This window comes from Candidatus Pelagibacter sp. uisw_091 (genome assembly GCF_059512525.1).
Map to the genome: position 1 here is coordinate 1,262,853 of NZ_CM183455.1, position 25,441 is coordinate 1,288,293.

Annotated in this window: 27 protein-coding genes; 18 read left to right on the forward strand and 9 right to left on the reverse strand. The window is 30.2% G+C overall.

What is annotated here, in order from left to right; all coding sequences use genetic code 11:
• The first annotated feature begins 3 nt into the window (after nucleotides 1-3).
• The 12 genes from AC5YGA_RS06835 to AC5YGA_RS06890 all read left to right on the forward strand — a co-directional run bounded on the left by AC5YGA_RS06835 (nucleotide 4) and on the right by AC5YGA_RS06890 (nucleotide 13,245).
• On the forward strand, nucleotides 4-414 hold the full coding sequence (locus AC5YGA_RS06835; protein WP_496169996.1) for a Fur family transcriptional regulator: 411 nt from the start codon (nucleotides 4-6) through the stop codon (nucleotides 412-414).
• Nucleotides 415-418: 4 nt separating this feature from the next.
• Complete coding sequence (miaB, locus tag AC5YGA_RS06840; protein WP_415309371.1) at nucleotides 419-1,759, forward strand: tRNA (N6-isopentenyl adenosine(37)-C2)-methylthiotransferase MiaB; 1,341 nt, start codon at nucleotides 419-421, stop codon at nucleotides 1,757-1,759.
• Between the two features lie 3 nt (nucleotides 1,760-1,762).
• Complete coding sequence (locus AC5YGA_RS06845; protein WP_415308398.1) at nucleotides 1,763-2,764, forward strand: PhoH family protein; 1,002 nt, start codon at nucleotides 1,763-1,765, stop codon at nucleotides 2,762-2,764.
• Nucleotides 2,757-3,227, forward strand: a complete 471-nt coding sequence (gene ybeY / locus AC5YGA_RS06850; RefSeq protein WP_415308399.1) for an rRNA maturation RNase YbeY — start codon at nucleotides 2,757-2,759, stop codon at nucleotides 3,225-3,227. The genes AC5YGA_RS06845 and ybeY overlap by 8 nt, the downstream gene beginning before the upstream one ends.
• 34 nt (nucleotides 3,228-3,261) lie before the next feature.
• A complete protein-coding gene (lnt, locus tag AC5YGA_RS06855) occupies nucleotides 3,262-4,764 on the forward strand; it encodes an apolipoprotein N-acyltransferase (RefSeq protein ID WP_496170034.1) in 1,503 nt (500 codons plus the stop codon).
• Nucleotides 4,757-5,926 (forward strand): methionine adenosyltransferase, encoded by a 1,170-nt coding sequence (gene metK / locus AC5YGA_RS06860; RefSeq protein WP_415308403.1) that lies wholly within the window; start codon nucleotides 4,757-4,759, stop codon nucleotides 5,924-5,926. Before lnt ends, metK begins: the two co-directional genes overlap by 8 nt.
• 98 nt (nucleotides 5,927-6,024) lie before the next feature.
• Nucleotides 6,025-7,578, forward strand: coding sequence for a transcription termination factor NusA (nusA, locus tag AC5YGA_RS06865; protein WP_415308405.1), 1,554 nt, complete (start codon nucleotides 6,025-6,027; stop codon nucleotides 7,576-7,578).
• A gap of 10 nt (nucleotides 7,579-7,588) precedes the next feature.
• Nucleotides 7,589-9,802 (forward strand): translation initiation factor IF-2, encoded by a 2,214-nt coding sequence (gene infB, locus AC5YGA_RS06870; protein WP_415308407.1) that lies wholly within the window; start codon nucleotides 7,589-7,591, stop codon nucleotides 9,800-9,802.
• Nucleotides 9,802-10,170, forward strand: coding sequence for a 30S ribosome-binding factor RbfA (gene rbfA / locus AC5YGA_RS06875; protein ID WP_415304024.1), 369 nt, complete (start codon nucleotides 9,802-9,804; stop codon nucleotides 10,168-10,170). Before infB ends, rbfA begins: the two co-directional genes overlap by 1 nt.
• 13 nt (nucleotides 10,171-10,183) lie before the next feature.
• Nucleotides 10,184-10,432, forward strand: a complete 249-nt coding sequence (rpsO, locus tag AC5YGA_RS06880; protein WP_415278299.1) for a 30S ribosomal protein S15 — start codon at nucleotides 10,184-10,186, stop codon at nucleotides 10,430-10,432.
• A gap of 21 nt (nucleotides 10,433-10,453) precedes the next feature.
• Entirely contained in the window at nucleotides 10,454-12,526 is a 2,073-nt protein-coding gene (gene pnp, locus AC5YGA_RS06885) for a polyribonucleotide nucleotidyltransferase (RefSeq protein WP_415308408.1), read from the forward strand.
• 68 nt (nucleotides 12,527-12,594) lie between these two features.
• Entirely contained in the window at nucleotides 12,595-13,245 is a 651-nt protein-coding gene (locus tag AC5YGA_RS06890) for a class I SAM-dependent methyltransferase (RefSeq protein WP_415308410.1), read from the forward strand.
• Nucleotides 13,246-13,265: 20 nt separating this feature from the next.
• On the opposite strand, the gene AC5YGA_RS06895 is transcribed toward AC5YGA_RS06890, so the two are convergent.
• The 3 genes from AC5YGA_RS06895 to fabA are packed head-to-tail and all read right to left on the reverse strand — an operon-like array spanning nucleotide 13,266 to nucleotide 15,766.
• A complete protein-coding gene (locus AC5YGA_RS06895) occupies nucleotides 13,266-14,051 on the reverse strand; it encodes an enoyl-ACP reductase FabI (RefSeq protein ID WP_415308412.1) in 786 nt (261 codons plus the stop codon).
• A gap of 3 nt (nucleotides 14,052-14,054) precedes the next feature.
• Entirely contained in the window at nucleotides 14,055-15,266 is a 1,212-nt protein-coding gene (fabB, locus tag AC5YGA_RS06900; protein WP_415308414.1) for a beta-ketoacyl-ACP synthase I, read from the reverse strand.
• Complete coding sequence (fabA, locus tag AC5YGA_RS06905; protein ID WP_415308416.1) at nucleotides 15,266-15,766, reverse strand: bifunctional 3-hydroxydecanoyl-ACP dehydratase/trans-2-decenoyl-ACP isomerase; 501 nt, start codon at nucleotides 15,764-15,766, stop codon at nucleotides 15,266-15,268. The genes fabB and fabA overlap by 1 nt, the downstream gene beginning before the upstream one ends.
• A gap of 70 nt (nucleotides 15,767-15,836) precedes the next feature.
• On the opposite strand from fabA, the gene AC5YGA_RS06910 reads away from it, so the two are divergent.
• From AC5YGA_RS06910 to AC5YGA_RS06925, 4 genes are all read left to right on the forward strand, one after another.
• Nucleotides 15,837-16,268 carry a Fur family transcriptional regulator gene (locus AC5YGA_RS06910; protein WP_415308418.1) on the forward strand — a complete coding sequence of 144 codons (432 nt, stop codon included), beginning with the start codon at nucleotides 15,837-15,839 and terminating at the stop codon, nucleotides 16,266-16,268.
• 104 nt (nucleotides 16,269-16,372) lie between these two features.
• The gene (locus AC5YGA_RS06915) at nucleotides 16,373-16,789 is read left to right on the forward strand and encodes a rubrerythrin family protein (RefSeq protein ID WP_271512302.1); all 417 of its coding nucleotides are present in this window, start codon (nucleotides 16,373-16,375) and stop codon (nucleotides 16,787-16,789) included.
• A gap of 57 nt (nucleotides 16,790-16,846) precedes the next feature.
• On the forward strand, nucleotides 16,847-18,178 hold the full coding sequence (locus AC5YGA_RS06920) for a (Fe-S)-binding protein (RefSeq protein WP_415308419.1): 1,332 nt from the start codon (nucleotides 16,847-16,849) through the stop codon (nucleotides 18,176-18,178).
• A gap of 2 nt (nucleotides 18,179-18,180) precedes the next feature.
• On the forward strand, nucleotides 18,181-18,774 hold the full coding sequence (locus tag AC5YGA_RS06925) for a DUF3501 family protein (RefSeq protein ID WP_415308421.1): 594 nt from the start codon (nucleotides 18,181-18,183) through the stop codon (nucleotides 18,772-18,774).
• Here AC5YGA_RS06925 and AC5YGA_RS06930 read toward each other — a convergent pair.
• From AC5YGA_RS06930 to AC5YGA_RS06955, 6 genes are read right to left on the reverse strand one after another with little or no spacing between them, the layout of a single operon-like run.
• On the reverse strand, nucleotides 18,767-19,216 hold the full coding sequence (locus AC5YGA_RS06930) for an SH3 domain-containing protein (RefSeq protein WP_415308422.1): 450 nt from the start codon (nucleotides 19,214-19,216) through the stop codon (nucleotides 18,767-18,769). The two genes, AC5YGA_RS06925 and AC5YGA_RS06930, sit on opposite strands and share 8 nt — an antisense overlap.
• Nucleotides 19,213-19,968, reverse strand: coding sequence for a HesA/MoeB/ThiF family protein (locus tag AC5YGA_RS06935; protein ID WP_415308424.1), 756 nt, complete (start codon nucleotides 19,966-19,968; stop codon nucleotides 19,213-19,215). The genes AC5YGA_RS06930 and AC5YGA_RS06935 overlap by 4 nt, the downstream gene beginning before the upstream one ends.
• Nucleotides 19,965-20,402, reverse strand: coding sequence for a dUTP diphosphatase (gene dut / locus AC5YGA_RS06940; RefSeq protein WP_415308426.1), 438 nt, complete (start codon nucleotides 20,400-20,402; stop codon nucleotides 19,965-19,967). Before dut ends, AC5YGA_RS06935 begins: the two co-directional genes overlap by 4 nt.
• A 6-nt stretch (nucleotides 20,403-20,408) precedes the next feature.
• The gene (gene coaBC / locus AC5YGA_RS06945; protein WP_415308428.1) at nucleotides 20,409-21,614 is read right to left on the reverse strand and encodes a bifunctional phosphopantothenoylcysteine decarboxylase/phosphopantothenate--cysteine ligase CoaBC; all 1,206 of its coding nucleotides are present in this window, start codon (nucleotides 21,612-21,614) and stop codon (nucleotides 20,409-20,411) included.
• 8 nt (nucleotides 21,615-21,622) lie between these two features.
• Nucleotides 21,623-23,191, reverse strand: coding sequence for a 2-polyprenylphenol 6-hydroxylase (gene ubiB / locus AC5YGA_RS06950; protein WP_415308429.1), 1,569 nt, complete (start codon nucleotides 23,189-23,191; stop codon nucleotides 21,623-21,625).
• Entirely contained in the window at nucleotides 23,191-23,895 is a 705-nt protein-coding gene (locus AC5YGA_RS06955) for a class I SAM-dependent methyltransferase (RefSeq protein WP_415308431.1), read from the reverse strand. Before AC5YGA_RS06955 ends, ubiB begins: the two co-directional genes overlap by 1 nt.
• Before the next feature lie 35 nt (nucleotides 23,896-23,930).
• Between AC5YGA_RS06955 and mutM the strand changes: the two genes are divergently transcribed.
• The gene (mutM, locus tag AC5YGA_RS06960) at nucleotides 23,931-24,794 is read left to right on the forward strand and encodes a bifunctional DNA-formamidopyrimidine glycosylase/DNA-(apurinic or apyrimidinic site) lyase (RefSeq protein ID WP_415308433.1); all 864 of its coding nucleotides are present in this window, start codon (nucleotides 23,931-23,933) and stop codon (nucleotides 24,792-24,794) included.
• Nucleotides 24,795-24,844: 50 nt separating this feature from the next.
• On the forward strand, nucleotides 24,845-25,105 hold the full coding sequence (rpsT, locus tag AC5YGA_RS06965; protein ID WP_415308434.1) for a 30S ribosomal protein S20: 261 nt from the start codon (nucleotides 24,845-24,847) through the stop codon (nucleotides 25,103-25,105).
• Nucleotides 25,106-25,441 lie beyond the last annotated feature (336 nt).

Consider the following 25,441-nt stretch of genomic DNA (forward strand, 5'->3'; position numbering starts at 1 on the left):
GCCATGTCAGAAAATATTGAACAAAAGTGTTTAGCCAAAGGAGTTAAACTTACAGAACAAAGAAAAATCATTGCTAAAATTATGTCAGAGTCAAACGACCATCCTGATGTAGACGAACTTTATAATAGGGTTTCAAAAATTGACTCAAAAATTAGTATTGCAACGGTCTATAGAACAGTAAAACTATTTGAAGAATCTGGAATTTTAGCAAAGCACGAGTTTAAAGGAGGAAAAGCGAGATATGAAGAATTAAATGAAGGTCATCACGACCATTTAATAGATGTTAAGTCAGGAGAGATTATAGAGTTTGTTGATCAGGAAATTGAAAAGTTACAAGAAAAAATTGCAGATAAGTATGGTTATCGTTTAGTGGATCATAAACTGGAATTATATGGGGTAAAAAAAAAACCTTAACCCGATGTTAAAAAAAATTTTTATTAAAACTTTTGGCTGCCAAATGAATGAATATGATTCTAATCGTATATTCGATACAGTAAAAAAAATAGGTTTTGAAAAAACAAACAACTATGAAGATGCAAATTGTTATCTTTTAAATACATGCCATATAAGAGATAAGGCAAAAGAAAAAGTTTATCATGAAATTGGAAGAGTAAAGAAAATTTTTAGATCTAAAAAAAAGCCTATTGTGATTGTGGCTGGATGTGTTGCTCAAGCAGAAAATCAGGAAATGTTAAACAGGGAACCCTACATTGATATAGTTATTGGTCCACAATCATACCATAAAATTAATGACACTATACAAAAGCATATAGACAATAAGAGAAAAGAAGAAGAGACAGAGTTTGATACAATTTCAAAATTTAACTATTTAAGTAAAATTAGAAATAAAAACAGTAAGGTATCTTCTTTTTTAACAATCCAAGAAGGGTGTGATAAGTTCTGCCATTTTTGTGTTGTTCCATATACGCGTGGCCCTGAATATTCTCGACCATTCGATCAAGTCATAAATGAGGCCAAGGAGATAGTTGAAAGTGGTGCCAAAGAAATTATTCTTTTAGGTCAAAATGTTAATGCATACAGTTATAAAGATAAAAATAAGGAATTCAGATTATCTGATTTATTGTTAGAGCTAGAAGGCTTTAATGAGCTGGAAAGAATTAGATACACCACATCTCACCCTAAAGACATGACTGATGATTTAATAAATGTTTATAAAAAATCAACTAAATTAATGCCTTTAGTCCATTTACCAGTTCAGAGTGGATCAAATAAAATTTTAAAACTAATGAATAGAAAGCATACTATTGAAGAATATTTAATAATTTATGAAAAGTTAAAAAAAATTAATTCCAATATAGAGTTTTCAAGTGATTTTATTATTGGATACCCAGAAGAAAGTGATGATGATTTTAAACAAACAATGGAGTTAATTGAAAAAATAAGATTTATCAACTCTTATTCTTTTATTTTTAGCCCAAGACCAGGCACTGTAGCTGCAGATCTAGAATTAGTTGATAAAAAAAAATCAAAAGAAAGATTAGAAATAATTCAAAAAATATTATTTGAAAATCAGATAAATAAAAATAAGTCTTTAGAGGGTAAGGTTCTTAATATTTTGGTTGAAAATAAGATGAAAGATGGAATTAAGTTATTTGGTAGGACGGAATTTATGACATCTGTAATTTTTGATGGTAATATTGATTGTATAGGTAAAGTTGCAAAAATAGAGATAACTAGCAGTAATCAAAATAGTTTATTTGGAAAATTACAAGAAAATTATAAACAGAAGGTAGCTTAAAAGTTGAAAAACTTAACTTGGAAAAAAATTAACTCTACTTTAAAATTTGTTTATTCAGACAACAATTCTTTGAGTGTTATATTTCAAGATAATGATTTGTTAATGGGCGTGGTTGGTGAATTTAATGAAAATCTTAAAGGACTAGAAAAAATTACTAATATTAATCTCTATTCTAGAGGTAATTCTATTTTGATAAAATCAACACCAGAACAAAATGAAATTGCAAAAAATGCTATTCAATTTTTAGCCAACCAGTTTATAAACAATGGAAGTATAGAAAAAAAAGATATAATCTCTTCAGTAGATAAATTTATGATCGAAGAAAAAGTAAAAAATAATAATGTTTCAGACATAATTAAAACTCCAAAAAAATCAGTTATTCCAAGATCAGAAAAACAAAAAGAATATGTTAGAGCTTTAAGACAAAGTGATATTGTTATATCAGCCGGTCCTGCAGGAACAGGTAAAACATTTTTGGCTGTGGCTGTCGGCTTGACATTGCTACTCGATAAGAAGATCGAAAGAATTATATTATCAAGACCAGCAGTGGAGGCTGGTGAAAGACTAGGTTTTTTGCCAGGAGATATGAAGGAAAAAGTAGATCCTTATCTAAGACCTTTATACGATTCTCTATATGACCTTTTTGATTTTGAAAAAATTCAAAGAATGATTGAGGTTGGAGATATTGAAATAGCACCTCTGGCATTTATGAGAGGTAGGACTTTAAAAAACTCCTTTGCAATTTTAGATGAGGCACAAAATGCAACAGATACACAGATTAAAATGTTCTTAACGCGTATTGGGGAAAATTCTAAAATAGTTATAAATGGTGACCCCTCTCAAATTGATTTGCCCCACAAGAATATGTCTGGATTAAATAGATCTAAAAAATTACTAGGCCATTTAAACGAAATCTCAGTAGTAGATTTTGACCATTCTGACGTAGTAAGACACCCCCTTGTCTCTAAAATTGTAAAAGCGTATTCAGATCAAGAAAATGATTAGCATTGATGTAGTTCCTGAGAGCAGTCTTTGGAATAAAAAAATTAAAAAACCTCATTTTTTTTTTAATTCTCTGGTGAAAGCTTTTCCTAAAAAATACAGATTTATTAAAAAAAAAGTGAGTTTAACAATTTTACTCTCAAATAATAAAAATATTAAAAAATTAAATAAAAAATTTAGAAATAAAAATAAATCAACAGATGTTTTATCTTTTCCTTCTGAAAAAAAAATTAATATAAAAAAATCACCTTATATTGGAGATATTATTGTTAGTTACGAGTTTATGAATAAACCAAAAACCTTAAGTAGCCTAGAGTTTAAGAGTAAAGTAACTAAGATTTTTATTCATGGCTTTCTTCATTTGCTAGGTTATGACCATACTAAATTAAAAAATTTTAAAGAGATGCTAATTGAAGAAGAAAAAATTTACCAAACTATCGAAAAAAAAATTGTCAAACTTTTTTAATAAAAATTTTTTAAACGCTCTTTATATTATCTCTTTGGGAGCAATAAGTTCTTACAGCTTACCACCGTATAATCATTTTATAATTAATTTTATTACTTTTTCCTTATTTTTTATTTTTATTTTTAATAAAAAAAAAAGAACGCCTAATAACAAATCTCTTTTTAAATATGGATGGTATTTTGGATTTGGATATTTTTTATTTAACCTATACTGGATAGTGATTTCATTAACATTTGATCAGAGTTTTAAGTTTTTAATCCCAGTTGCTATAATTTTATTGCCAGCCTTTTTAGCTATATTTTATGGTTTAATGACATATTTGTTCTCAATTCTTTACTCAAAAAATGTAGTCAGTTCCTTTTTTATTTTTTCAATTTTATTTGGCACAATCGAATTTATCAGGGGATCTATACTTACAGGCTTTCCTTGGAATCTAATCTCATTTAGTTTTTCAAATAGTATTTATTTTATTCAAATTCTTTCTATTATTGGAACTTATTCTTTTAATTTAATCTGTATCTCTTTATTTACTGTCCCTGCTTTATTTATTTTGAGAAACTCTAGAACAGAAATTATGATTTGTTTTTTTTTTATTTTAGTATCTGCAGCGTTTTTAATATTTGGTCACATAAAAAACGACAATTTTAATTCTCTAGAAAGTGTAAAAAACCTTTATAAAATTAAAGCAATATCATCAAATATTAGTCTAGATAGATTTTATTCAAACCAGGACGAGTTAAAGATAATTAATGAGCTTATAAAACTAAGCGACCCATCAAAAATAGAACCTACAATTTTTGTGTGGCCAGAGGGGATTATTCCAGACAGTTACTTAAGAGATATGAGTGGGTATAAAAACCTATTTTTAAATAAATTTGGAGAGGATGATTTAATCATCATGGGTTTAAACAGCACGGAGAAAAAAAATAATAAAAATTTATTTTATAACTCAATGGCTATATTTAATAACAAACTAGATATCATTGTAAAATACAATAAAGTTAATTTAGTACCATTTGGAGAGTTTACCCCCTTTGAAAGCATTCTTAGTTTAATAGGCCTTAAAACAGTAACTAATAGCTATCAATCCTTCTCTAGTGGAAAAACTAGAGCTCCACTGAATATAAAAAATAGTAAAATTGATCTAAATATACTTCCTTTAATTTGTTACGAAATAATTTATTCAGGTGAATTATCTAGAAATAACAATTTTGATTATATAATTAATATTTCAGAAGATGGTTGGTTTGGAAATTCTGTAGGTCCTAAGCAGCACTTTTCACACAGTATATTTAGATCCATTGAAAGTGGTAAGTATATAATCAGGTCCACAAACAATGGGATCTCTGCAATTGTTAATCCTTTAGGGATTATAGAACAAGAAGTAGAATTTGGATCAACAGGATATGTTGAGCTGTCTGAGAGTAAATTAGTTAAATCCACACCTTTTATGTTATATGGGAATAAAATCTTTTTAATGTTAATTTTAATATATATTTTTTTAATTTTTTCATTTAATAGACTTAAATATGAGTAATCTGAAAAATTTTTTATTCACTAGTGAGTCAGTTTCAGAAGGACATCCTGATAAGGTATCAGATCGTATTTCAGATATGGTAGTAGATAGTTACCTTGCTGGAGATCCTTTTTCTAGAGTTGCATGTGAGACACTAACCACAACAAACAAAGTTGTTCTTGCTGGAGAGGTAAGAGGTCCAGAAATCAAAGAAGAAGACCTTATTCAAAAAGTTAGAGAATGCATCAAAGATATTGGTTATGACCAAGATGGTTTTACATGGAGAGAAGCAACAAAGATAGAAAGTCATCTTCATTCACAATCTGCAGATATAGCTATGGGTGTTGATTCTACAGGTAATAAAGACGAGGGAGCTGGAGACCAAGGAATAATGTTTGGATATGCATGTAATGAAACAGAAGAATTAATGCCAGCACCTATTCACTATTCACATAAAATTTTAAGACTTATGGCAGAAGATAGAAAATCTGGAAAACTAAAAAACATAGAACCAGATTCGAAGAGTCAAGTTACTTTTGAGTATATTGATGGTAAACCAACTAGAGTTAAATCAGTTGTGATATCATCCCAACATTCTGCAGACATAGATCAGGCTAAGGTAAGAGAATTATTAACACCATATATGTTAAACTCAATTCCAGAAAAATTTTTAAAAGATTTTGATGAAAAAGAATTTTATGTAAACCCAACTGGAAATTTTGTAATAGGTGGACCAGATGGAGATTGTGGTTTAACAGGAAGAAAAATTATTGTTGATACTTATGGTGGAGCAGCACCTCATGGTGGAGGAGCTTTTTCTGGTAAGGATCCAACTAAAGTAGATAGGTCAGCAGCTTATGCTGCAAGATACATTGCAAAAAATGTTGTTGCTTCAAGTGTCTCTGAAAAATGTTTAATTCAATTAGCTTATGCAATTGGAGTTTCTAAACCTTTATCAATTTATGTGGATTTATTTGATAATGATTTGGAGAAAAATAGATTTGTTTCAGAAAAAATTTCAGAAAACTTTGATCTAAGCCCAAGAGGAATAAGAGAAATGCTTGGCTTGAATAAACCAATTTATGAAAAAACAGCTGCTTATGGACACTTTGGAAGGATACCAGAAGCAGATGGTTCATTTTCTTGGGAAAAGACAGATAAAAAGGGTATTTTTTCTAAATAGTTCTTATTGAATTAAAAAAAATTCTTTATATATTGTCGTTACATTATTGAAATTACAAAATGGGCTGAAGCCCATTTTTTTTTGGAGCTAATAAAAATATGTTAAATAGAAGATCTGATAAACTAGAATTGTTAAGAATTGCTGAGGCAGTGGCTTTAGAAAAATCTATTGATAAAGAATTAATCATTGATTCAATGGAAACTGGAATTGCAAAAGCAGCTAAATCTAAATTTGGCCAGGATAATGAAATTAAAGTCTTAATTGACAGAGAGAGTGGCGACATTGGAATTTTTAGAAAATTAATTGTTGTAGAAAAAATAGAGAATACAAACACTGAGATTAATCTTCAGGATGCAATTATTTTAAGTGAAGAAAATAATGATAAAAAAATCGGTGATGAAATTTTACAACCGTTACCTTCTTTTGATTTTGGTAGAATAGCAGCACAAACTGCAAAACAAGTTATTAGTTTTAACGTAAGGGAAGCAGAGCGTGAAAGACAGTATAACGATTTTATAGATAAGAAAGATACAATTCTAAGTGGCATTGTAAAGCGTTTAGAATTTGGAAACGTAATAGTTGATTTAGGTAGAACAGAAGCAATTATTCAAAAAAATGAAATGATCCCCAGAGAAAATATTAAAGCAGGAGATAGAGTCAAGGCTTATTGTTATGATGTAAAAAGAGAACCTAGGGGACAACAAATATTTTTATCAAGAGCGCACCCAAAGTTTATGGAAAAATTATTTGTTCAAGAGGTTCCAGAAATTTATGATGGTTTAATTGAAATTAAGTCATCAGCAAGGGACCCAGGTAGCAGAGCAAAAATTTGTGTCAAAGCGGTTGACACTTCATTAGATCCAGTAGGAGCGTGTGTTGGAATGAGAGGATCAAGAGTTCAAGCAGTGGTTAATGAACTGCAAGGAGAAAAAATTGATATTGTTAATTGGTCTGAAGACCCAGCAATAGTAGTTTCAAATGCATTATCACCAGCAGAAGTTCAAAGAGTAAACGTTGATAGTGTTGCAAAAAAATTAGATGTAATTTTAACTGAAGAAAACTTAAGTAAAGCAATTGGTCGTAGAGGTCAGAATGTTAGACTAGCTACAAAGTTATTAAATTATGAAATTAACATAATGACAGATGCAGAAGATTCAGAAAGAAGACAATTAGAGTTTAAAGAAAAGACTGAAAATTTTGTTAAAAATTTAGAATTAGATGAAACATTAGGACAATTACTTGTGGCTGAAGGTTTTTCCTCAATTTCAGATATTAAAGACAGCACACCCGAAAGCTTAATGAAAATTGAAGGAATAGAAGAAGATACCGCTAAAGCTTTAATAGAAAGAGCTAAAGAATTTTACCAAAAGGATCAGGAAGATATAACAAAAAGAATTAAAGATTTAGGACTTCAAGATGATCTTATAAATCACAAAGGTCTTACTCCAGGAATGCTAGTTACCCTGGGAGAACAAAAAATTTTAAAACTAGAAGACTTTGCAGATCTTGCATCTGACGAATTAACAGGTGGTTATGACATTGTAAAAGGTGAAAGAATTAAAATTCAAGGATATCTTGAAGATTTTGCTTTATCAAAAACTGAAGCAGATGAACTGATTATGTCTGCAAGAAGTATAATTTATAAAGATTGAGTAATGAAATATGGACAACAAAAAAACAAAATTAACACTTTCTGGTATAGCGAAGAAATCAATAGAAAATATAGAGTTAGCAAAAACTCAAAGTAAAAATTCAGTTGTAATTGAAAAAAAACCAAGCAAATTTAGCCCTAGAAGCAATATTAGTAGACCTGCGAGTGTAAGATCAAAACCAGTTGTAAGCCCTGCAGGAAGTTTTGTACCAAGAACTACTTCATCTCTCAAACCATCTACATCAATTACTAATGATTACGAAAAACGTAAATTAGCAGAACAGAGAGCAACAAGAAGACTTAAGGGTGATGCTGGAGACAAGGGAAAGCCTGATACAAAAAAAAGAGAACTAAAATTGACTGTTTCAAGAGCTTTAAGTGATGAGATTGAAGCAAGATCAAGAAGTATGGCTTCACTTAAAAGAGCGAAGTTAAAAGAGAATAGAGAACTAACTAAAGAAGAAATTCAAGAAAATTTAAAACCAATCAAAAGAGATGTCAATATTCCTGAAGCAATTACTGTTAGAGAATTATCTAATAGAATGGCTGAACAATCTAATAATGTCATAAAACATTTATTTGGAATGGGAGTAACAGTTACTATTAATCAAACATTAGCAGCAGATACTGCTGAATATTTAGTAAAAGAATTTGGTCATAATCCCATAAGAGAAACAAAAGTTGAAGAGATTATTCAAAAGATTAAAGATTCAAGATCTGAAAATCTAAAAAACAGACCTCCAATAGTAACTGTAATGGGCCATGTTGATCACGGTAAAACTTCAGTGCTTGACGTTTTGAGAAGTGCAAATGTCGTATTAGGAGAATTTGGTGGAATTACTCAACATATTGGTGCTTATCAAATAGAACATGAATCAAATAAAATAACATTTATAGATACTCCAGGTCACGCAGCATTTACGGAGATGAGAGCCAGAGGTTCAAAGCTGACAGATGTTGTGGTATTAGTTGTGGCAGCAGATGATGGTGTCAAACCTCAAACAATTGAATCTATAAAACATGCAAAAGCTGCAAATGTTCCAATAGTTGTTGCAATAAATAAATGTGATTTACCAGAGGCAGATCCACAAAAAATTAAAAATCAACTTTTAGAATATGAACTTATAGCTGAAGATTTATCAGGAGATACTTTAATGGTTGAAATCTCTGCAAAAACAAAAAAAAATTTAGATAAATTAGTAGAGGCAGTTGTCTTACAGGCTGAAATTTTAGATTTAAAAACTGACTTTGAATCTAAAGCAACAGGAATTGTTTTAGAATCGAAAATTGATGTAGGCAGAGGAGCGGTAGCAACTGTTGTTGTAACTTCAGGAACAATTAAAAGAGGTGACTTTTTTGTTAGTGGATTAAAATCGGGAAAAGTAAGAGCTTTAATTGATGACAAAGGAAAAGCAATTGATCAAGCACCTCCGTCAACACCTGTTGAAATTTTAGGAATTAATGGAGCTGCTAAATCTGGAGATGATTTTATTGTAGTGGATTCTGAAAAAGAAGCCAAAACGTTAAGTGAGAATAGAGCTGATGAAAATAAAACAGGAGGAAGTCCCTTAACTTTTGCAACACAAGATTCTGCTTTTGCAGATAAATCTGCTGCAGAATTAAATATTATTATAAAATCGGATGTACATGGGTCTGCAGAAGCAATTAAAAGTGCCATTAAACAAATTATACACGATGAAGTTAGGCCTAAAATTATTCTATCAGATATTGGAATGGTAACAGAAACAGATGTGACTTTAGCAAAAGCATCTAATGCCACTCTCATTGCATTCAATGTTAAGCCTAGCAAAGAAGCAAAAAAATTAGCAGAGAACGAAAAAATTAAAATTTCTTCATTTAATATTATCTATGAAGTTTTAGATTATATTAAATTGAGAATGTCAGGACTCCTTGCTCCAGATGTACAAGAAACAATCAATGGTACTGCTCAAATTTTAGAAATCTTTAAAGTTTCAGGAACAGGAAAAGTTGCTGGATCTAAAGTAACTGATGGAGAAATTGCTAGTGGTGCAAATGCTAGGTTAATTAGAGATGGGGCAATCATCTATACTGGTAAAATAAGTACAATTTTTAGAGAAAAAGATCAGGCTAAACAGGTTAGCAATGGGCAAGAATGTGGGATAACGCTCAAAGATTTTGTTGATTTTCAAAAAAATGATACAATAGAGGCTTATAGCTCAACCTCTACTGAGAGGACTATATAATGGTTGATAAAACAGGAAAACCTGTATCACAAAGGCAATTGCGTGTTGGAGAGATGATTAAGCAATCTTTAGGTATGATTTTTGCAAGAAATGAAGCTAAGGTGCCAAATTTAGAAACTAACACTGTAACAGTTACAGAAGTAAAAATGAGTCAAGACCTTAAAATTGCAAAAGCATATGTATTACCTCTAGGAGGCAAAGATACAGAAAAAGTTATTAAAAAATTAAGAGAATACTCTTTTTTGATTAGAAAAGTTTTGTCTAAAAAAGTATTTATGAAATATATACCAAAAATACTTTTTGCTAAAGATGACTCTTTTGAATATGCAGAAAAAATAGAAAATTTAATAAAACAAACAAACAAATAGGAAAATAAATAGTATGACGAACAAAGCAGAAGAATTAAAAATGCATGAGAAGGACACTGGTTCTTCAGAAGTACAAATTGCATTATTAACAGGTAAAATTGAAACTCTTTCAGCACATATTAAGCAATTCAAAAAAGATAAACACTCTTCGGTTGGATTGTTAAGAGCGGTAAATAGAAGAAAAAAATTGTTAGAATATTTAAAGAAAAATAAATTTGATTCTTACAAAAATGTATTAACACAATTAAATTTAAGAAAATAGATAGAAGGAAACGGAAATTAGATGTTCAAAGTATATAAGAAGGAAATTGAAGTAGCAGGAAAGAAAATTAGTTTAGAAACAGGTAAAGTAGCAAGACAAGCAGATGGAGCGATCATTGCTTCATGTGGTGAAACAGTTATTTTAGCAACAGTAGTAGGAGCAAAAAAAGTAAATCCAGATATGGATTATTTTCCGCTATCTGTAAATTACCAAGAAAAATATTATGCAGGTGGTAAAATTCCTGGTGGATATTTTAAAAGAGAAGCAAGACCAACTGAAAGTGAACAATTGATCTCAAGATTAATTGATAGACCCATCAGACCTTTGTTTCCAAGTGCATTTAAAAATGAAGTTCAGTTGTTACCAACGGTAATTTCATATGATAAAGATAATCAACCAGATATTTTAGCAATTACAGCTTCTTCAGCAGCACTAGCTATTTCGGGAATGCCATTTATGGGTCCTGTGGGCGCGTCAAGAGTTGGTTTAGTTGATGGCAAATATATATTAAATCCATCAAAAGCTGAATTAGAAAACTCTACTTTAGATTTGGTTGTAGCGGGTACCAAAGATGCTGTGCTTATGGTTGAGTCTGAGACCAAAGGCTTAACAGAAGAAGTAATGTTAGATGCAGTTAAGTTTGGTCACGAAGGTTTTGTTCCAGTAATCGAAATGATTGAGGAACTTGCAAAAGAATGTAGAAAGCCAGAATGGACTGTTGAAAAAAAAGATTTATCTGAAGTTAAGAAAAAACTTGAAGAAAACTTTACAGCAGATTTAACTAAAGCTTTTGCAACAATAGATAAACAAGATAGATCAAATCAAATTTCAGAAATTTCTGATAAAGCAAAACAACTTTTTGCTGATAATGAAAATTACTCTGATTTTAATGTTAATGATGAATTAAAAAATCTTGAAAAGAAGATTGTTAGGACTGATATTCTTAAAAATAAAAAAAGAATTGATGGTAGAGGTTTGGCTGATGTAAGGGCTATTGAGTGCGAAGTTGGTGTTTTACCAAGAACTCACGGGTCAGCCTTATTTACTAGAGGAGAAACACAAGCGATCGTTGTTACTACTTTAGGTACATCTGATGATGAACAAAGACTGGAAAGTCTAGATGGACAACATAGAGAAAGATTTATGCTTCATTACAACTTCCCCCCTTTTTCAGTTGGTGAAACTGGAAGAATTGGAACTGGAAGACGTGAAGTTGGACATGGAAAATTAGCATGGAGAGCAATTAATTCTTCACTACCTACAAAAGAAGAATTTCCATATACTTTCAGAATAGTGTCTGAGATTACAGAATCTAATGGTTCTTCTTCAATGGCAAGTGTTTGTGGTGCATCTCTTGCACTTATGGATGCTGGAGTGCCAATTAAAGAACCAGTTGCAGGTATCGCAATGGGATTAATTAAAGAAGGCGATGACTTTAGTGTATTGTCAGATATTTTAGGTGATGAAGATCATCTTGGAGACATGGACTTTAAGGTTGCTGGAACCAAAGATGGAATTACTTCACTTCAAATGGATATTAAAATTACAGGTATAACTTTTGAAATCATGGAGCAGGCTTTAAAACAAGCTAAAGAAGGAAGAGTTCATATCTTAGGTGAAATGAATAAAGCTTTAAGTGAATCAAGAGCTGATGTTGGTGAACACACTCCCAAAATGGAACAAGTTACTGTTGATAAAAAAGATATCGCAGCCGTTATTGGAAAAGGTGGAGCAACAATTAGAGAGATTGTTGAAAAATCAGGTGCTAAAGTTGATGTGAATGATGAAGGTATAGTAACCGTTGCTGCTCCGGACGAAGAATCTAGAAATATTGCAATGCAAATGATTAAAGATATCACAGCTAAAGCTGAACTAAATAAAATTTACTCAGGTAAAGTAATGAAGATTATGGAGTTTGGTGCATTTGTAAACTTCTTAGGTAAACAAGATGGTCTTGTTCACATTTCAGAACTTGCTACTAAAAGAGTAGAAAAAGTTACTGATGTTGTTAAAGAAGGCGATGAAGTAAAAGTTAAAGTGATTGGTTTCGATAGAGGTAAAGTTAAACTTTCTATGAAACAAGTTGCTGAATAATGCTTTAAGTTAAAATTATAAACTCTTGGAATGAAAGTTCTGAGAGTTTTTTTAATAGGATAAATCAAATGTTGAAAAATTATTCTAATCCAGACTATAAAAGTAGAGAAGGAAGAAATGCTTACTGCATTAAATTGATAGATGAATTTTTTTCAGACACCAAAACAATTCTAAATTTAGGAGGAGGAGGAAGTAGATATTTTAAGGACACTAAGTATAAAGTTACAGAGGTAGATCAAAGTGGTGATAATAATATAACATTAGATCTTGATAATGTTGAAAAAATTCCTTTTGAGAGTAATTCGTTTGATACAGTTATTTGTTTGGACGTACTAGAGCATTTAGAAAATTTTCATTTAATTTTAGATGAAATGAATAGAGTCTCTGAAAAATATATTATTATCTCTCTCCCCAATTGTGTGCATGCTTTTTTTGAAATACTTTTTGATAAAAGATCTAAAAATCAGTTTGAAAATGGCTACTATAACAAATTTTATGGATTGCCATTAAATAAACCATCAGATAGGCATAGATGGTTTTTTACTATTTCTGATATTGAAAATTTTTTTGAATATTATTCAAAAAAAAATAATTTAAAAGTAGAATTTATTTTACCTAAAATTAATTCAATTAAATCAAAAATTTTAAATATTTTTTTGAAAAAAAGACTAAAAAAAGAGATTTTAACAAAATACGCTTGGATAATTATAAGAAAATAAAATATTGATTTTATTGGTTTTTAGGTAATATTCTTTGGGTCTGGCATTCCAACCTTGTTATATCCAGCATCTACGTAATGAATTTCACCTGTAACACCGCCAGCAAGGTCGCTTAAAAGGTATAAAGCTGAGTTACCAACATCCTGAATATCAACGTTTCTCTTTAAGAAAGAATGGTCTGCATTCCATTTGTATAAGAATTTTGCATCTCCAATAGCAGAAGCTGCCAAAGTTTTAATGGGACCCGCACTAATAGCATTCACTCTCATGCCTTTAGCACCTAGATCTCTTGCAAGATACTTAACACTTGCCTCAAGAGCTGATTTACAAACACCCATTACATTATAATTTGGAATAGCTTTAGTTGATTCGTAAGTTAAAGTTAAAATACTGCCACCTTCTTTCATTATCTTAGAAGCTTCTTTTGCAACTTCTGTAAATGAAAAACATGAGATTAGCATACTTCTTAAAAAATTTTCTCTAGATGTATTTAAATATTCACCTGATAATTCTGATTTATCTGAAAAAGCAACTGCATGAACAACAAAGTCAATTTGTCCCCACTGAGATTTAATATCTTCAAAAAGTTTTATAACCTCTTCTTTGCTTTCAACATCACAACTAAACGTTGCTTTTGAATTTAACTTTTCTGCCAAAGGAATAACTCTTTTCTTTAATGCATCACCTAAATAAGTGAATGCAAGTTCTGCCCCAGCTTCTGCAAGTTTCTGAGAGATCCCCCAGGCAATAGATCTTTCATTGGCAACACCCATAATCAATCCTCTTTTACCCTTCATTAAATTCATAAATTAAACTTTCTCAAAAATTAAAGTTGCATTTGTTCCACCAAAACCAAAGCTATTAGACATAACAGAATTTAACTTAACATCTGTTTCTGTTTTAGTAACGATTGGAAATTTTTTAGCTTCATCATCCATGTCAGTGATGTTAGCAGATGCTGTGATGAAACTATTTTTCATCATGATCAAACTATAAATTGCTTCATGAACTGATGCAGCACCCAATGGGTGACCTGAAAGTGATTTAGTAGAACTAATTTTTGGTATTTCAGCACCAAATGCTTCACCGACACCTCTAAGTTCAGTTATATCTCCAACTGGAGTTGATGTACCATGAGTATTTAAGTAATCCATTTTATTTTTAGCAGTTGCTAAAGCCATCTTCATACATCTTACAGCACCTTCACCTGATGGAGCTACCATATCGTACCCATCAGAAGTTGCGCCATAGCCTGTTAATTCAGCATATATGTTTGCACCTCTTGCTTTTGCATGTTCGTACTCTTCAAGCACTAAAACTCCACCACCACCGGCTATTACAAAGCCATCTCTAGTCTTATCATAGGCTCTTGAAGCAGTTTCAGGTGCATCATTGTATTTAGAAGACAGTGCAGTCATCGCATCAAACATCGCAGTCATTGCCCAGTGCAGTTCTTCACTACCACCCGCAAAAACAATATTTTGTTTACCCATTTGGATTAGTTCGCTTGCATGACCGATACAGTGTCCACTAGTTGCACAAGCAGAACTCATCGTATAGTTTACTCCTTTAATTTTGAAAGGTACGGCAAGTGTCGCCGAAGATGTACTGGCCATAGTTCTTGGAACAATAAATGGCCCCATTAACTTTGGTGTCTTAGCTCTAGTTTTGTCAACTGACAAAACAACATTTTCAATTGATGGACCACCAGAGCCCATAACGATTCCAGTTTTAAAATTACTTACATCTTTATCTTCCAATCCTGAATCTTTGATAGCCTCTTTCATTGCAATATAGTTGTACGCAGATCCAGATCCCATAAATCTAATTGTTTTTCTATCAATATGATCTTCAAGTTTTATGTTTGGTTTTCCATGAATATGGCTTTTTAAATTATGCTCTTTGTATTCTCCGCAAAAAGATATTCCTGATTTTGAATTTAGAAGAGACTGATAAACTTCTTCCTGATTATTTCCTAAACAAGAAACTACACCTAAACCTGTGACTACTACCCTTCTCATTATTTAAATAAACCCACTTTTAAATTTTCTGCTGAATATATCTTTTTATCATCAGCAAATAATAAACCATTTGCAAGACCAACAGAAGTTCCACTAGGTAACATAATTTTTTTCATATCAATTACATAAGTTGCTTTTTTAACACTTTTTAAAACTTCACCAGTAAATTTTACAGTACTAACCCCTAAAGCTCTTCCTTTTCCAGGATTGCCAAGCCATCCCAGATAAAACCCAACTAATTGCCACATTGCATCTAATCCTAGACACCCTGGCATAACCGGATCCCCCTTAAAGTGACAATCAAAGAACCAAAGATCATCTTTGATATCCAGCTCAGCCTTTATAATACCCTTGTTAAACTCTCCACCAGCATCATTAATTTCTGTTATTCTATCAAACATCAGCATTGGCGGAAGAGGTAATTTTGCATTTCCTGGGCCAAAAAGCTCTCCATTACCACAACTTATCAGCTCATCGTATGTGAATGAGTTTTTTTTCATAAATTTCAATCCCTTAATACTTGATTTATCGTAATTATAATATAGAAATAGTTTAGAACTATTATAAACAATGATGAACAATATAAGTATATACACGAGAAAATTAAGAGAATCTGGCCTAAGACCAACAAGACAGAGACTAAAAATTTGTGAAGTATTGTTTTCACCTGAAAAAACTTTTCACTTTACAATAAATGATCTAACTAAAATTATTGAGGAGAAGTTGAGTGAAAAAATATCTTTAGCGACAGTTTACAATACAATTCATGCATTTAAAAAAAAAGGATATTTAAAAGAAATTTCTATCAATTCAGACAAAAGTTATTTTGATACTAACGTAACAGAGCACCATCATTTTTTTGACGAAGACACAAATGAGCTCATTGATTGTAGCAACGACGATATTGATTCTGTAAATATAAAAAAAAATATCACAGGAAAAAAAATAAAATCAGTAGAAGTATTAATTAAAGTTGCAACTGATAATCAAACGCAAAAATAATTTAATAATTTCAACAACTTAATATTTACATTAAAACAATTCTAAACTGTTGACATATAGTTTAGAACGATTATATATACATTATAATCATTAAGGAGAAAAATATGTCATTAAAAGGTAGTAAAACAGAAGAAAACTTAAAAGATGCATTTGCAGGTGAGAGCCAAGCAAACAGACGTTATTTATATTTTGCTCAAAAAGCAGATATTGAAGGTTATAACGATGTAGCATCTGTATTTAGATCTACAGCTGAAGGTGAAACAGGTCATGCACATGGACACCTTGAGTATCTTGAGGAAGTTGGAGACCCAGCTACAGGATTACCAATTGGTGAGACTAAAGCGAATTTAGCTTCAGCGGTACAAGGTGAAACACATGAGTATACAGACATGTACCCAGGTATGGCAAAAACAGCTAGAGAAGAAGGCTTTTCAGAAATTGCTGATTGGTTTGAAACTTTAGCAAAAGCTGAAAAATCACACGCAGGTAAATTCCAAAAAACATTAGAATCTATTGCGTAAATAAGACTTAATTTATGGTGGGGTTCTTCCCCGCCATCAAATCCTAAAATTTTAAATATGAGCAAAGAAGGAAGTATAGATGCACCCATTAGGCACCCAATAAATTTTGAGCATCCTGATTTTTTAGACCCCAAAAAATTAGATGACGAAATGAGAAGAGCATTCGACATCTGTCATGGATGTAGAAGATGTTTTAATTTATGCGACTCGTTTCCAAAATTATTTGACATGATTGATGAGTCAGAAAATGAGGACGTAGAAAGTTTAAAAAGTGAACAGTTTGAACCTGTAGTAGACGCTTGTACTTTATGCGACATGTGTTTTATGACTAAGTGTCCTTATGTTCCACCGCATGATTTTGATTTAGACTTTCCTCATTTAATGTTGAGATATAGAACAGCTCAAAAAAAATTAAATAAATTGCCAGCAGTGCCCGCGCAACTAGCTCAAATTGATAGAAATGCAAAAATTGGTGTAATGCTATCATCACTAATAAACTGGGCATCAAGCATTAAAAATAAATTCTTTAGAAAAATATTAGAATTAATTGCTGGGATTGATATGAGAGTTACACTTCCCACTTATAATTCAGAAACGTTTACAAATTATTTTAAAAAAAATAATTTTCCAACAAATAATGAAGCTCCATCTAAAAATAGAAAAGTTGTAATTTACTCAACATGCTTTGTTAATTTTAATAAAAAAGATACAGGCGTGGCTGCATTAAAAGTTTTAAAGAAAAATGGAGTAGAGGTTCAAGAAGCTTATCCAGGTTGTTGTGGAATGCCTTATCTTGAGCAAGCAGATTTACCAAAAGTTGTAGAGCAAGCCAAAAAAGTTTCCAAAGATTTACTGGAGTGGGTAGATAAGGGTTATCAAATTATTACTTTAACAGCCAGTTGTGGTCTAATGTTAAAATTTGAATGGCCTTTACTATTGCCAAATGACGAAAACATTAAAAGACTTTCAAAAAGTGTTAGTGATATAGATGAATATATTGTTGATATAGCACAAAAGGAAGGCCTAGCAGAAGGTTTACAAGAAATTGATGGTGGAGTTACAGTTCACAACGCATGTCATGCAAGAGCACAAAACATGGGTATTAAATCTAGAGATATGCTTAAATTTATCCCTAATATAAAAATAGATGTTGTTGAAAGATGTGCTGGTCATGGGGGAACTTTTGGTGTGATGAAGGAAACTCACGATTTAGCTGTAAAAGTTGGAACACCAACAGCAAGACAAATTAAAAATAAAAACAATAAATATATGGCCTCAGATTGTCCTTTGGCAGGTAAGCATTTAAAACAATTAGAAACAGACACAAATATTGCAAATGATGAGGCACTTCACCCTATCGAATTAATGGCAAAAAGTTATAGATTATAATTATGAGCAAAGAAAAAAGACAAATAGAAAAACAAGATTTATTATCATCTGATGTTTATGCAAAAAGCAGAAAACAAATTAGAAAAGATTTAGTTGAGTTTAAAAAAGATAGAAGAATAGCACTTGGTCCTTATGCCACTTTTTATTTTGAAAGTTTTGAAACTATGGTTGCCCAAGTTCAAGAAATGCTTCACATCGAAAAAGGAGGAGATGAGCAATTAAAAGATGAATTAATAGCTTACAACCCTTTAGTTCCAAATGGAAAAGAACTTACGGCTACACTAATGTTTGAAATTGATAATCCAATTTCAAGAGCTGCATTTTTAGGTAAAGTTGGAGGAATTGAAGAAAAAATATTCATAAAAATTAATGATGAAATTGTTAAGGCTGTTGCAGAGGAAGATGTTGATAGAACATCAGCAGAAGGAAAAGCTTCTTCAGTACAGTTTATCCATTTTAAATTAAATGATGATCAAATTTCTAAATTTAAGTCAGGTAGCGCAACCATTGAACTTGGGATTGATCATAAAGAATATATCCACACCACAAGACTAGCTGAAGATAGTGTGAAATCACTATGTGCTGATTTTATTTAACAGAACCCCAAATATTTCCAGTTTTGACCCAACCTGAATAATCATTGGTCTTTACATTACACCATATATTTTGACATTTTTTTAAAACTAATAGCCTTCCTTTTTCTAATTTGGCTATTGGTTTTGCAAAGTTAGATGGTTTTTTATATAAGATTTTGTCTTCTAAGATGATAATAGAGTTTGATTTTTTAACCTGAGAAACATGGATCCATCCACTATTATTTTTTAAGTCTACAATTCTTCTAAAATTTTCTTTTTGATCTATTTGTTTTATGGGTAAATTTATTTTTTTATAAATATATTTGATTTCCGAATCAAAACTTGGTCCATATCTAACATTTACTTTACTTTTTTTTAAAGAGAGAAACTTTTCTTCTGCTATTGAAAATTGACCAAATAAAACTGATAGATACAAAACGCAAATAGCTATTTTTTTTATCATTTACAAAAACAGTTTTTTCTTTTTTTAAGTTTAACTTTTCTAAAATTTAATTGTAGTAAATCTAAAATAAAAATATATCCGTCAAGACTCTTTCCAATACCAAGTATTTTCTTTAAAACTTCGTTTGCTTGTATAGCTCCAATTATACCAGCAATTGTACCAAGAATACCTTCTGACTCACAATTTAATAAATCATCTGAAATATCAGAGTCTTGAAAAAAACATCTTAAACATGGGATTTTTTTATTCTTAAAATTAAAAGTAAATATATGTCCATCAAATTTACTTATAGCTCCAGTTACAAGTATTTTTTTAAATTTATAACAAAAATCATTTAATAAAAATTTTGTAGAAAAATTATCAGAACCATCAACTATGTAATCATAATCTTTTATAATTTTCTTAAAATTACTTTTATTAAGTCTTATTTTATAAATCTTAATTTTAATACTTGGGTTTATTTTTTTAATTTTAACCCTTGCTACTTGAACTTTAAATTTTCCTATATCACTAGTGTTATAAAGACTTTGTCTGTGTAGATTTGATAAACTAACTTTATCATCATCAACTATTCCTATTGAACCAACGCCAGCTCTTGTAAGAAATTCACCAACAGGAGATCCTAAGCCACCCATTCCAACAATTAAAACCTTTGCAGATATAATTTTTTTTTGTCCTATAGTACCAATATCCTTTAATACTATTTGTCTTGAATATCTCTCTATTGATGATTTTCTTAATTGGTTATTCATTTACCTGTTGAGCCAAATCCACCATCACCTCGTAATGTATCAGGTAAATTATCTATTTCTTCAAGCTCCATCTTAATTACAGGCATTAAGATCATTTGTGCTATTCTATCTTTATTGGTGATAAGGAAATCTTCTTTACCATGATTAAAAAGTATAATTTTAATTTCTCCTCTATAATCACTATCAATTGTTCCCGGGGTATTTAAAACTGTAATATTCTTTTTAGCAGCCAAACCAGATCGAGGACGAATTTGAACTTCATAATCCTCTGAAAATGCCATTGAAAGCCCTGTAGGAACCAAATATGAGCTATTAGGAGCTATTTTAATAGGCTCCTCGATAAAAGCCATCAAATCCATACCTGAAGCACCATATGTTTTATAGGTAGGTAATTCTACTTTAGGATTTAATTTTTTGATTAATACTTTAGCCACTGAATTTTAATTTAATTTTTTAATAACTCTATCTACTATTTCATCAGAAATTTCAGATTTACTTTTTATTCCAAGCTTTTCATCATGCATATTTTTATCTCTATAATAAATTGAAACTTCATTAAAATTGGAGTGAAATCCAATTGCTTTATTGGAGACATCATTTGCTATTATCCAGTCGCAATTTTTTTCTTCTAATTTTTTTTTTGCATTTTTTTCCACATTATTAGTTTCTGCAGCAAATCCAATTACCAACTTTGGTCTAAGAGAATTATGTTTTGATACATAATTTAAAATATCAATATTTTTTTCTAGTTCTAAATTTAATTTTCCCGTTTTTTTTATTTTACTACTATTTATTTCTTTAACTTTAAAGTCAGCAACAGCTGCTGAAAAAATTGCTACATCTGTTGGTAGATTATCTTGTGTAGCTTTAAACATCTCATCTGCAGTTTCTACTTTAATTAATTTTATATTGCTGCCCACTTCTAAATTTGTAGGTCCAGAAATTAAAGTAGTTTGAAAACCCTTTTTAGCGAATGCTTTTGCTAAAGCATGGCCTTGTTTTCCAGAAGATTTATTTGTTATAAATCTCACAGGGTCAATATATTCATTAGTTGGTCCAGCCGTTACTAAGGCTTTCAGTTTATAATTTTTATGTAATTTATTAAAGTATGAATTAATTTCTTGAACAATATTATCTGGTTCAGTTATTTTCCCTTCACCAAATTCTCCACAAGCCATATCACCAATTTCAGGACCTATAATTTTATAACCAAATGATTTTAGTTTTTTAAGATTTTCTCTAGTTGATGGATGTTCCCACATTCTAACATTCATAGCAGGTGTCAAAAAAACATCTTTATCAGATGCAAGAATTACTGTTGAGGCTAAATCATCTGAAGATCCAGCGCTTAATTTAGAAATAGTATTTGCAGTGGCAGGAACAACAAGTATTACATCTGCCCATCTAGATAGTGATATGTGGTTCATTTCAGCTTCATTTTCAGCATTAAATAAATCATCATAAACTTTTCCTTGAGAAAGTGAGGTCACCGATAGGGGGGTTACAAATTCTTTGGCACTTTTAGTAAGTATGGTTTTAACTTCTACACCTTGTTTTTTTAACAATCTAATAAGCTCCAAACTCTTATATGCAGATACTCCTCCACATATTATTAAAAGTATTTTTTTTTGAAATAAATTATTCATCGAGCAAATTAAAATACTAATAGGCCAAAGATTACAAGTAATAATAAACCAACAATAGACTGGTTTCTAAACGTAATCATTTCAGATTTCTTTTCATTTAGGGCCTTATAGGATTTTGAATTATGAGGTATTTGACCGCTTGCCAAAAATGTAAGTGCTTGATTGGCTTTATCCATAATCTCTGGAAAATCAGGTAATCTTTTAATTACTTCGGTAGTACTTTTTAAGCCTTCATTCAAAGTATTAATAGGATCTTTTGTTTCTCTTAACCAGCTTTCTAAAACTGGTTTTGACGTTTCCCATATATTAGTATTTGGATTAAGTTTTCTTGCAACTCCCTCAACAACAACCATAGTTTTTTGTAACATTAATAACTGAGGTTGAGTTTGCATATTAAATTTTTCAGTAACGTCAAAAAGTTGTTTTAGTAATTTTCCACCTGAAATGTCTTTAACAGATTGACCAAAAATTGGTTCGCCAATTGAGCGTAGCGCTTGAGCAAGATCATCAACTGGCACATCTTTAGGCACAAGGCCAGCAACCAAGTGCACCTCGGCAACTTTTTTATAATCTCGCTGAATAAAACCAAATAAAATCTCTGCTAAAAATCTTTTACTGAGGTTGTCCAATCTACCCATAATGCCAAAGTCTATTGGTACAATTTGTCCACTATTATCAATAAATATATTTCCTTGATGCATATCTGCATGAAAAAAACCATCCCTAACAGCATGTCTTAGAAAATGCTGAATAATATCAGAGGCAATTCTTTTTGTGTCAATATTTCTTTTTTGTAAATCTTCAGTTTCCCGAATAGAAACACCATCTATCCAATCAAGTGTCATTACATTTTCACTTGTAAAATTCCAATAAATAACAGGAACTCTAAAACCTGCATCGTTCTTTGTATTTTCGGCATATTCATTTGCAGCAGCAGCTTCGAACCTTAAGTCCATTTCTAGATTAGTTATTTCTTTAAGTAAAAAAACAACTTCAATTAATTTTAGTCTTTTGGTTTTTTTAATAAATGATTCTATTAAAAAAGCAAAAAGTAAGAGTGCATCTATTTCTTCATTAAATATTCTTTTAATATCAGGTCTTAAGATTTTAATAGCCACATCTTTTATTGTACCATTGTCATCTACTTTTGCTTTGTGAACTTGCGCTATTGAAGCAGCTGCTACTGGCTCACTTAAATCTATTATTGTATTAAAAGTTTCTTCTCCTAAATCTTTTTTAATGATTGCCTCTGCTTCAGATAAAGAAAAAGCAGGAAGTCTATCTTGCAAACCCTCTAACTGTTTGGCCAATTCATCACCAATTATATCTGGCCTAGTAACCAAAAATTGTCCTAATTTAATGAAGGTTGTTCCCATTGATTGTAATGATTTAGAAAGTTTTTCACCCTCAGTGACATCAAAGTTACCTTTTTTTGGACTAGAAAAAGAAAATGAAAGTACTTGGAAAAGAATCTTAATAACTAGAGGAGGTTTTTTAAATTTAGAAACAACATTTAAGATGTCAGATTGAGCTAACTTTCTTCCTAATTTAAATAATGTTAATAGTTTTCTAATCATTATATTTTCCAACCAGAGTGTATTGCTACAATCCCACCAGATAAATTTCTGTAACTGCAATTTTCAAATTTATTTATTTTCATTAAATCAATTAATTCCTCTTGATTAATAAACTCTTCAATACTTTTGACCAAATATTCGTAAGGCTCTTTCTGACCTGCAACTACTTTTCCTATTAAAGGAATAAGTTTTGAATAATTTTTATAGATAAAATCTAGATTTGAGTTTTGAATTTTAGAAAATTCTAAACATAAGTAGCGACCACCTGGTTTTAAAACACGATAAGCCTCTGATAGAGCTTTATTAAGATTTTTAGTATTACGTAAGCCAAAGCTAATTGTATAAAAATCACAAGAACCATCCTTAATAGGCAATTTTTCTGCTGGTGCAATCATCCAGTTGATATTCTTATAATTTTTTAGTTTAATTTTACCCTTACCAACCATTCCTTTATTAGGGTCTACACAAAAAATTTTACCATCTTTATTGGTCAAATCTAAAAAAAGTTTACCTAGATCACCAGTGCCACAAGCAACATCAATTAAAATTTTATCTTGTGAGGGATTCAACCAGCTTATTAAATCTCTTTTCCAAATTCTATGAACGCCTAGAGACATGAAGTCATTCATTAAATCGTATTTATCATAGACATTGTCAAAGACACCTTGAACGAGTCCTTTTTTATTTTGGAGATATTGTTGCATGTTAAATTTATTATTTATTGATAATATAACGTTAAATGCCAGAATTACCAGAAGTAGAAATAATCAAACAATCGCTAGCTAAAAAAATAGAACAAAAAAAAATCAAGAAAGTAATAATTAAAAATAGAAATTTAAGGTTTAAAATTCCTCAAAAATTTGAAGAATTATTAAAAAATAAGATTATTAAAAAAGTTACTAGGTTTTCTAAATATCTAATTTTAAACTTTTCTGATGGTTCATTTTGTTTAATTCATTTAGGAATGTCAGGAACTATTCATTTAATAAAAAAAAATGACTTGAATAAATATACTAATGTTAGTTTTTATAATTCTCCAAGTTTACCAAAAAAACATAATCATGTTGAAATACAATTTCAAGATTTAAAAGTTATTTATAATGATCCTAGAAGATTCGGTTTTTTTAAATTTTTAGACAATAAACAAGAACTAATAAATAGATTTAGACATTTAGGGCCAGAGCCATTTTTTAAAAATTTTAATTTAAAATACCTGTTAAAATATTTTTTTAACAAAAAAAAGGACATAAAAAGTTTTTTAATAGATCAAAAATTTGTATCTGGAATAGGAAATATTTATGCAAGTGAAATTTTATTTTTAAGTAAAATTAAACCAACAAAAAATGCAATGAAGTTATCAGAAAAAGACTGTAAAAAGATTATTTCTTTTTCAAAAAGTGTGCTTAATAAAGCCATTCTAAAAGGTGGTTCAAGTATTCGTGATTTTAAGAATACCTCTGGCAGAAAAGGTAATTTTCAAAAAGAATTTAAAGTTTATCAAAGAGAAAATCTAAATTGTGTAAGAAATAAATGTACCGGAAAAATAAAGAAAATATTTATATCCAATAGATCCACTTTTTTTTGCAATACCTGCCAAAAATAAGCAATTATTCTATTGACCAGTATAAATTCTCGAGCTATACCACTGCGCTTATGGCAAACACAAAATCTGCAATTAAAAGAATTAGAAAAATTGCTACACAAACACTAGTCAATAAGGCTCGTAAGAGTAAATATAGGAATGCTATAAAAAAGATGAATCTTCTTCTTGAAGAAAAGAAAAAAGATGACGCTTTAAAATTCTTGCCAAAGTTGAACTCAGAATTAATGAAAGTTGCAAAGACTGGAATTATTAAAAAAGCTAATGCTTCACGAAATGTTTCAAGAATAACAAAAAAGATCTCAGCCTTATAAAACTACTTACAGTTGCTGAATAATTCAACTCAAAGTACTTATACCAAATAAGATTTTTTTTTAATAAAAAATACCATATCTAGATCACATAAAGTTTATTATTTGTAAATCACACACTCACAGATTTTAAATTTGTAAAATTTATTTTTATAATAAATTGTCCAATTAAATTACAGTTTCACAAAAATATTTTTCTAAAAATAAAAACAGATCAGTTTTAAAAAAAGTTCGCGTTAAAAATGATTCACCTATAGATTTTATTTATTTTTCATTTTAGAAATTTTTTTATTGTATAATTTTAATTTTACTTCTAACTGACTCTATTCCTACAAATTT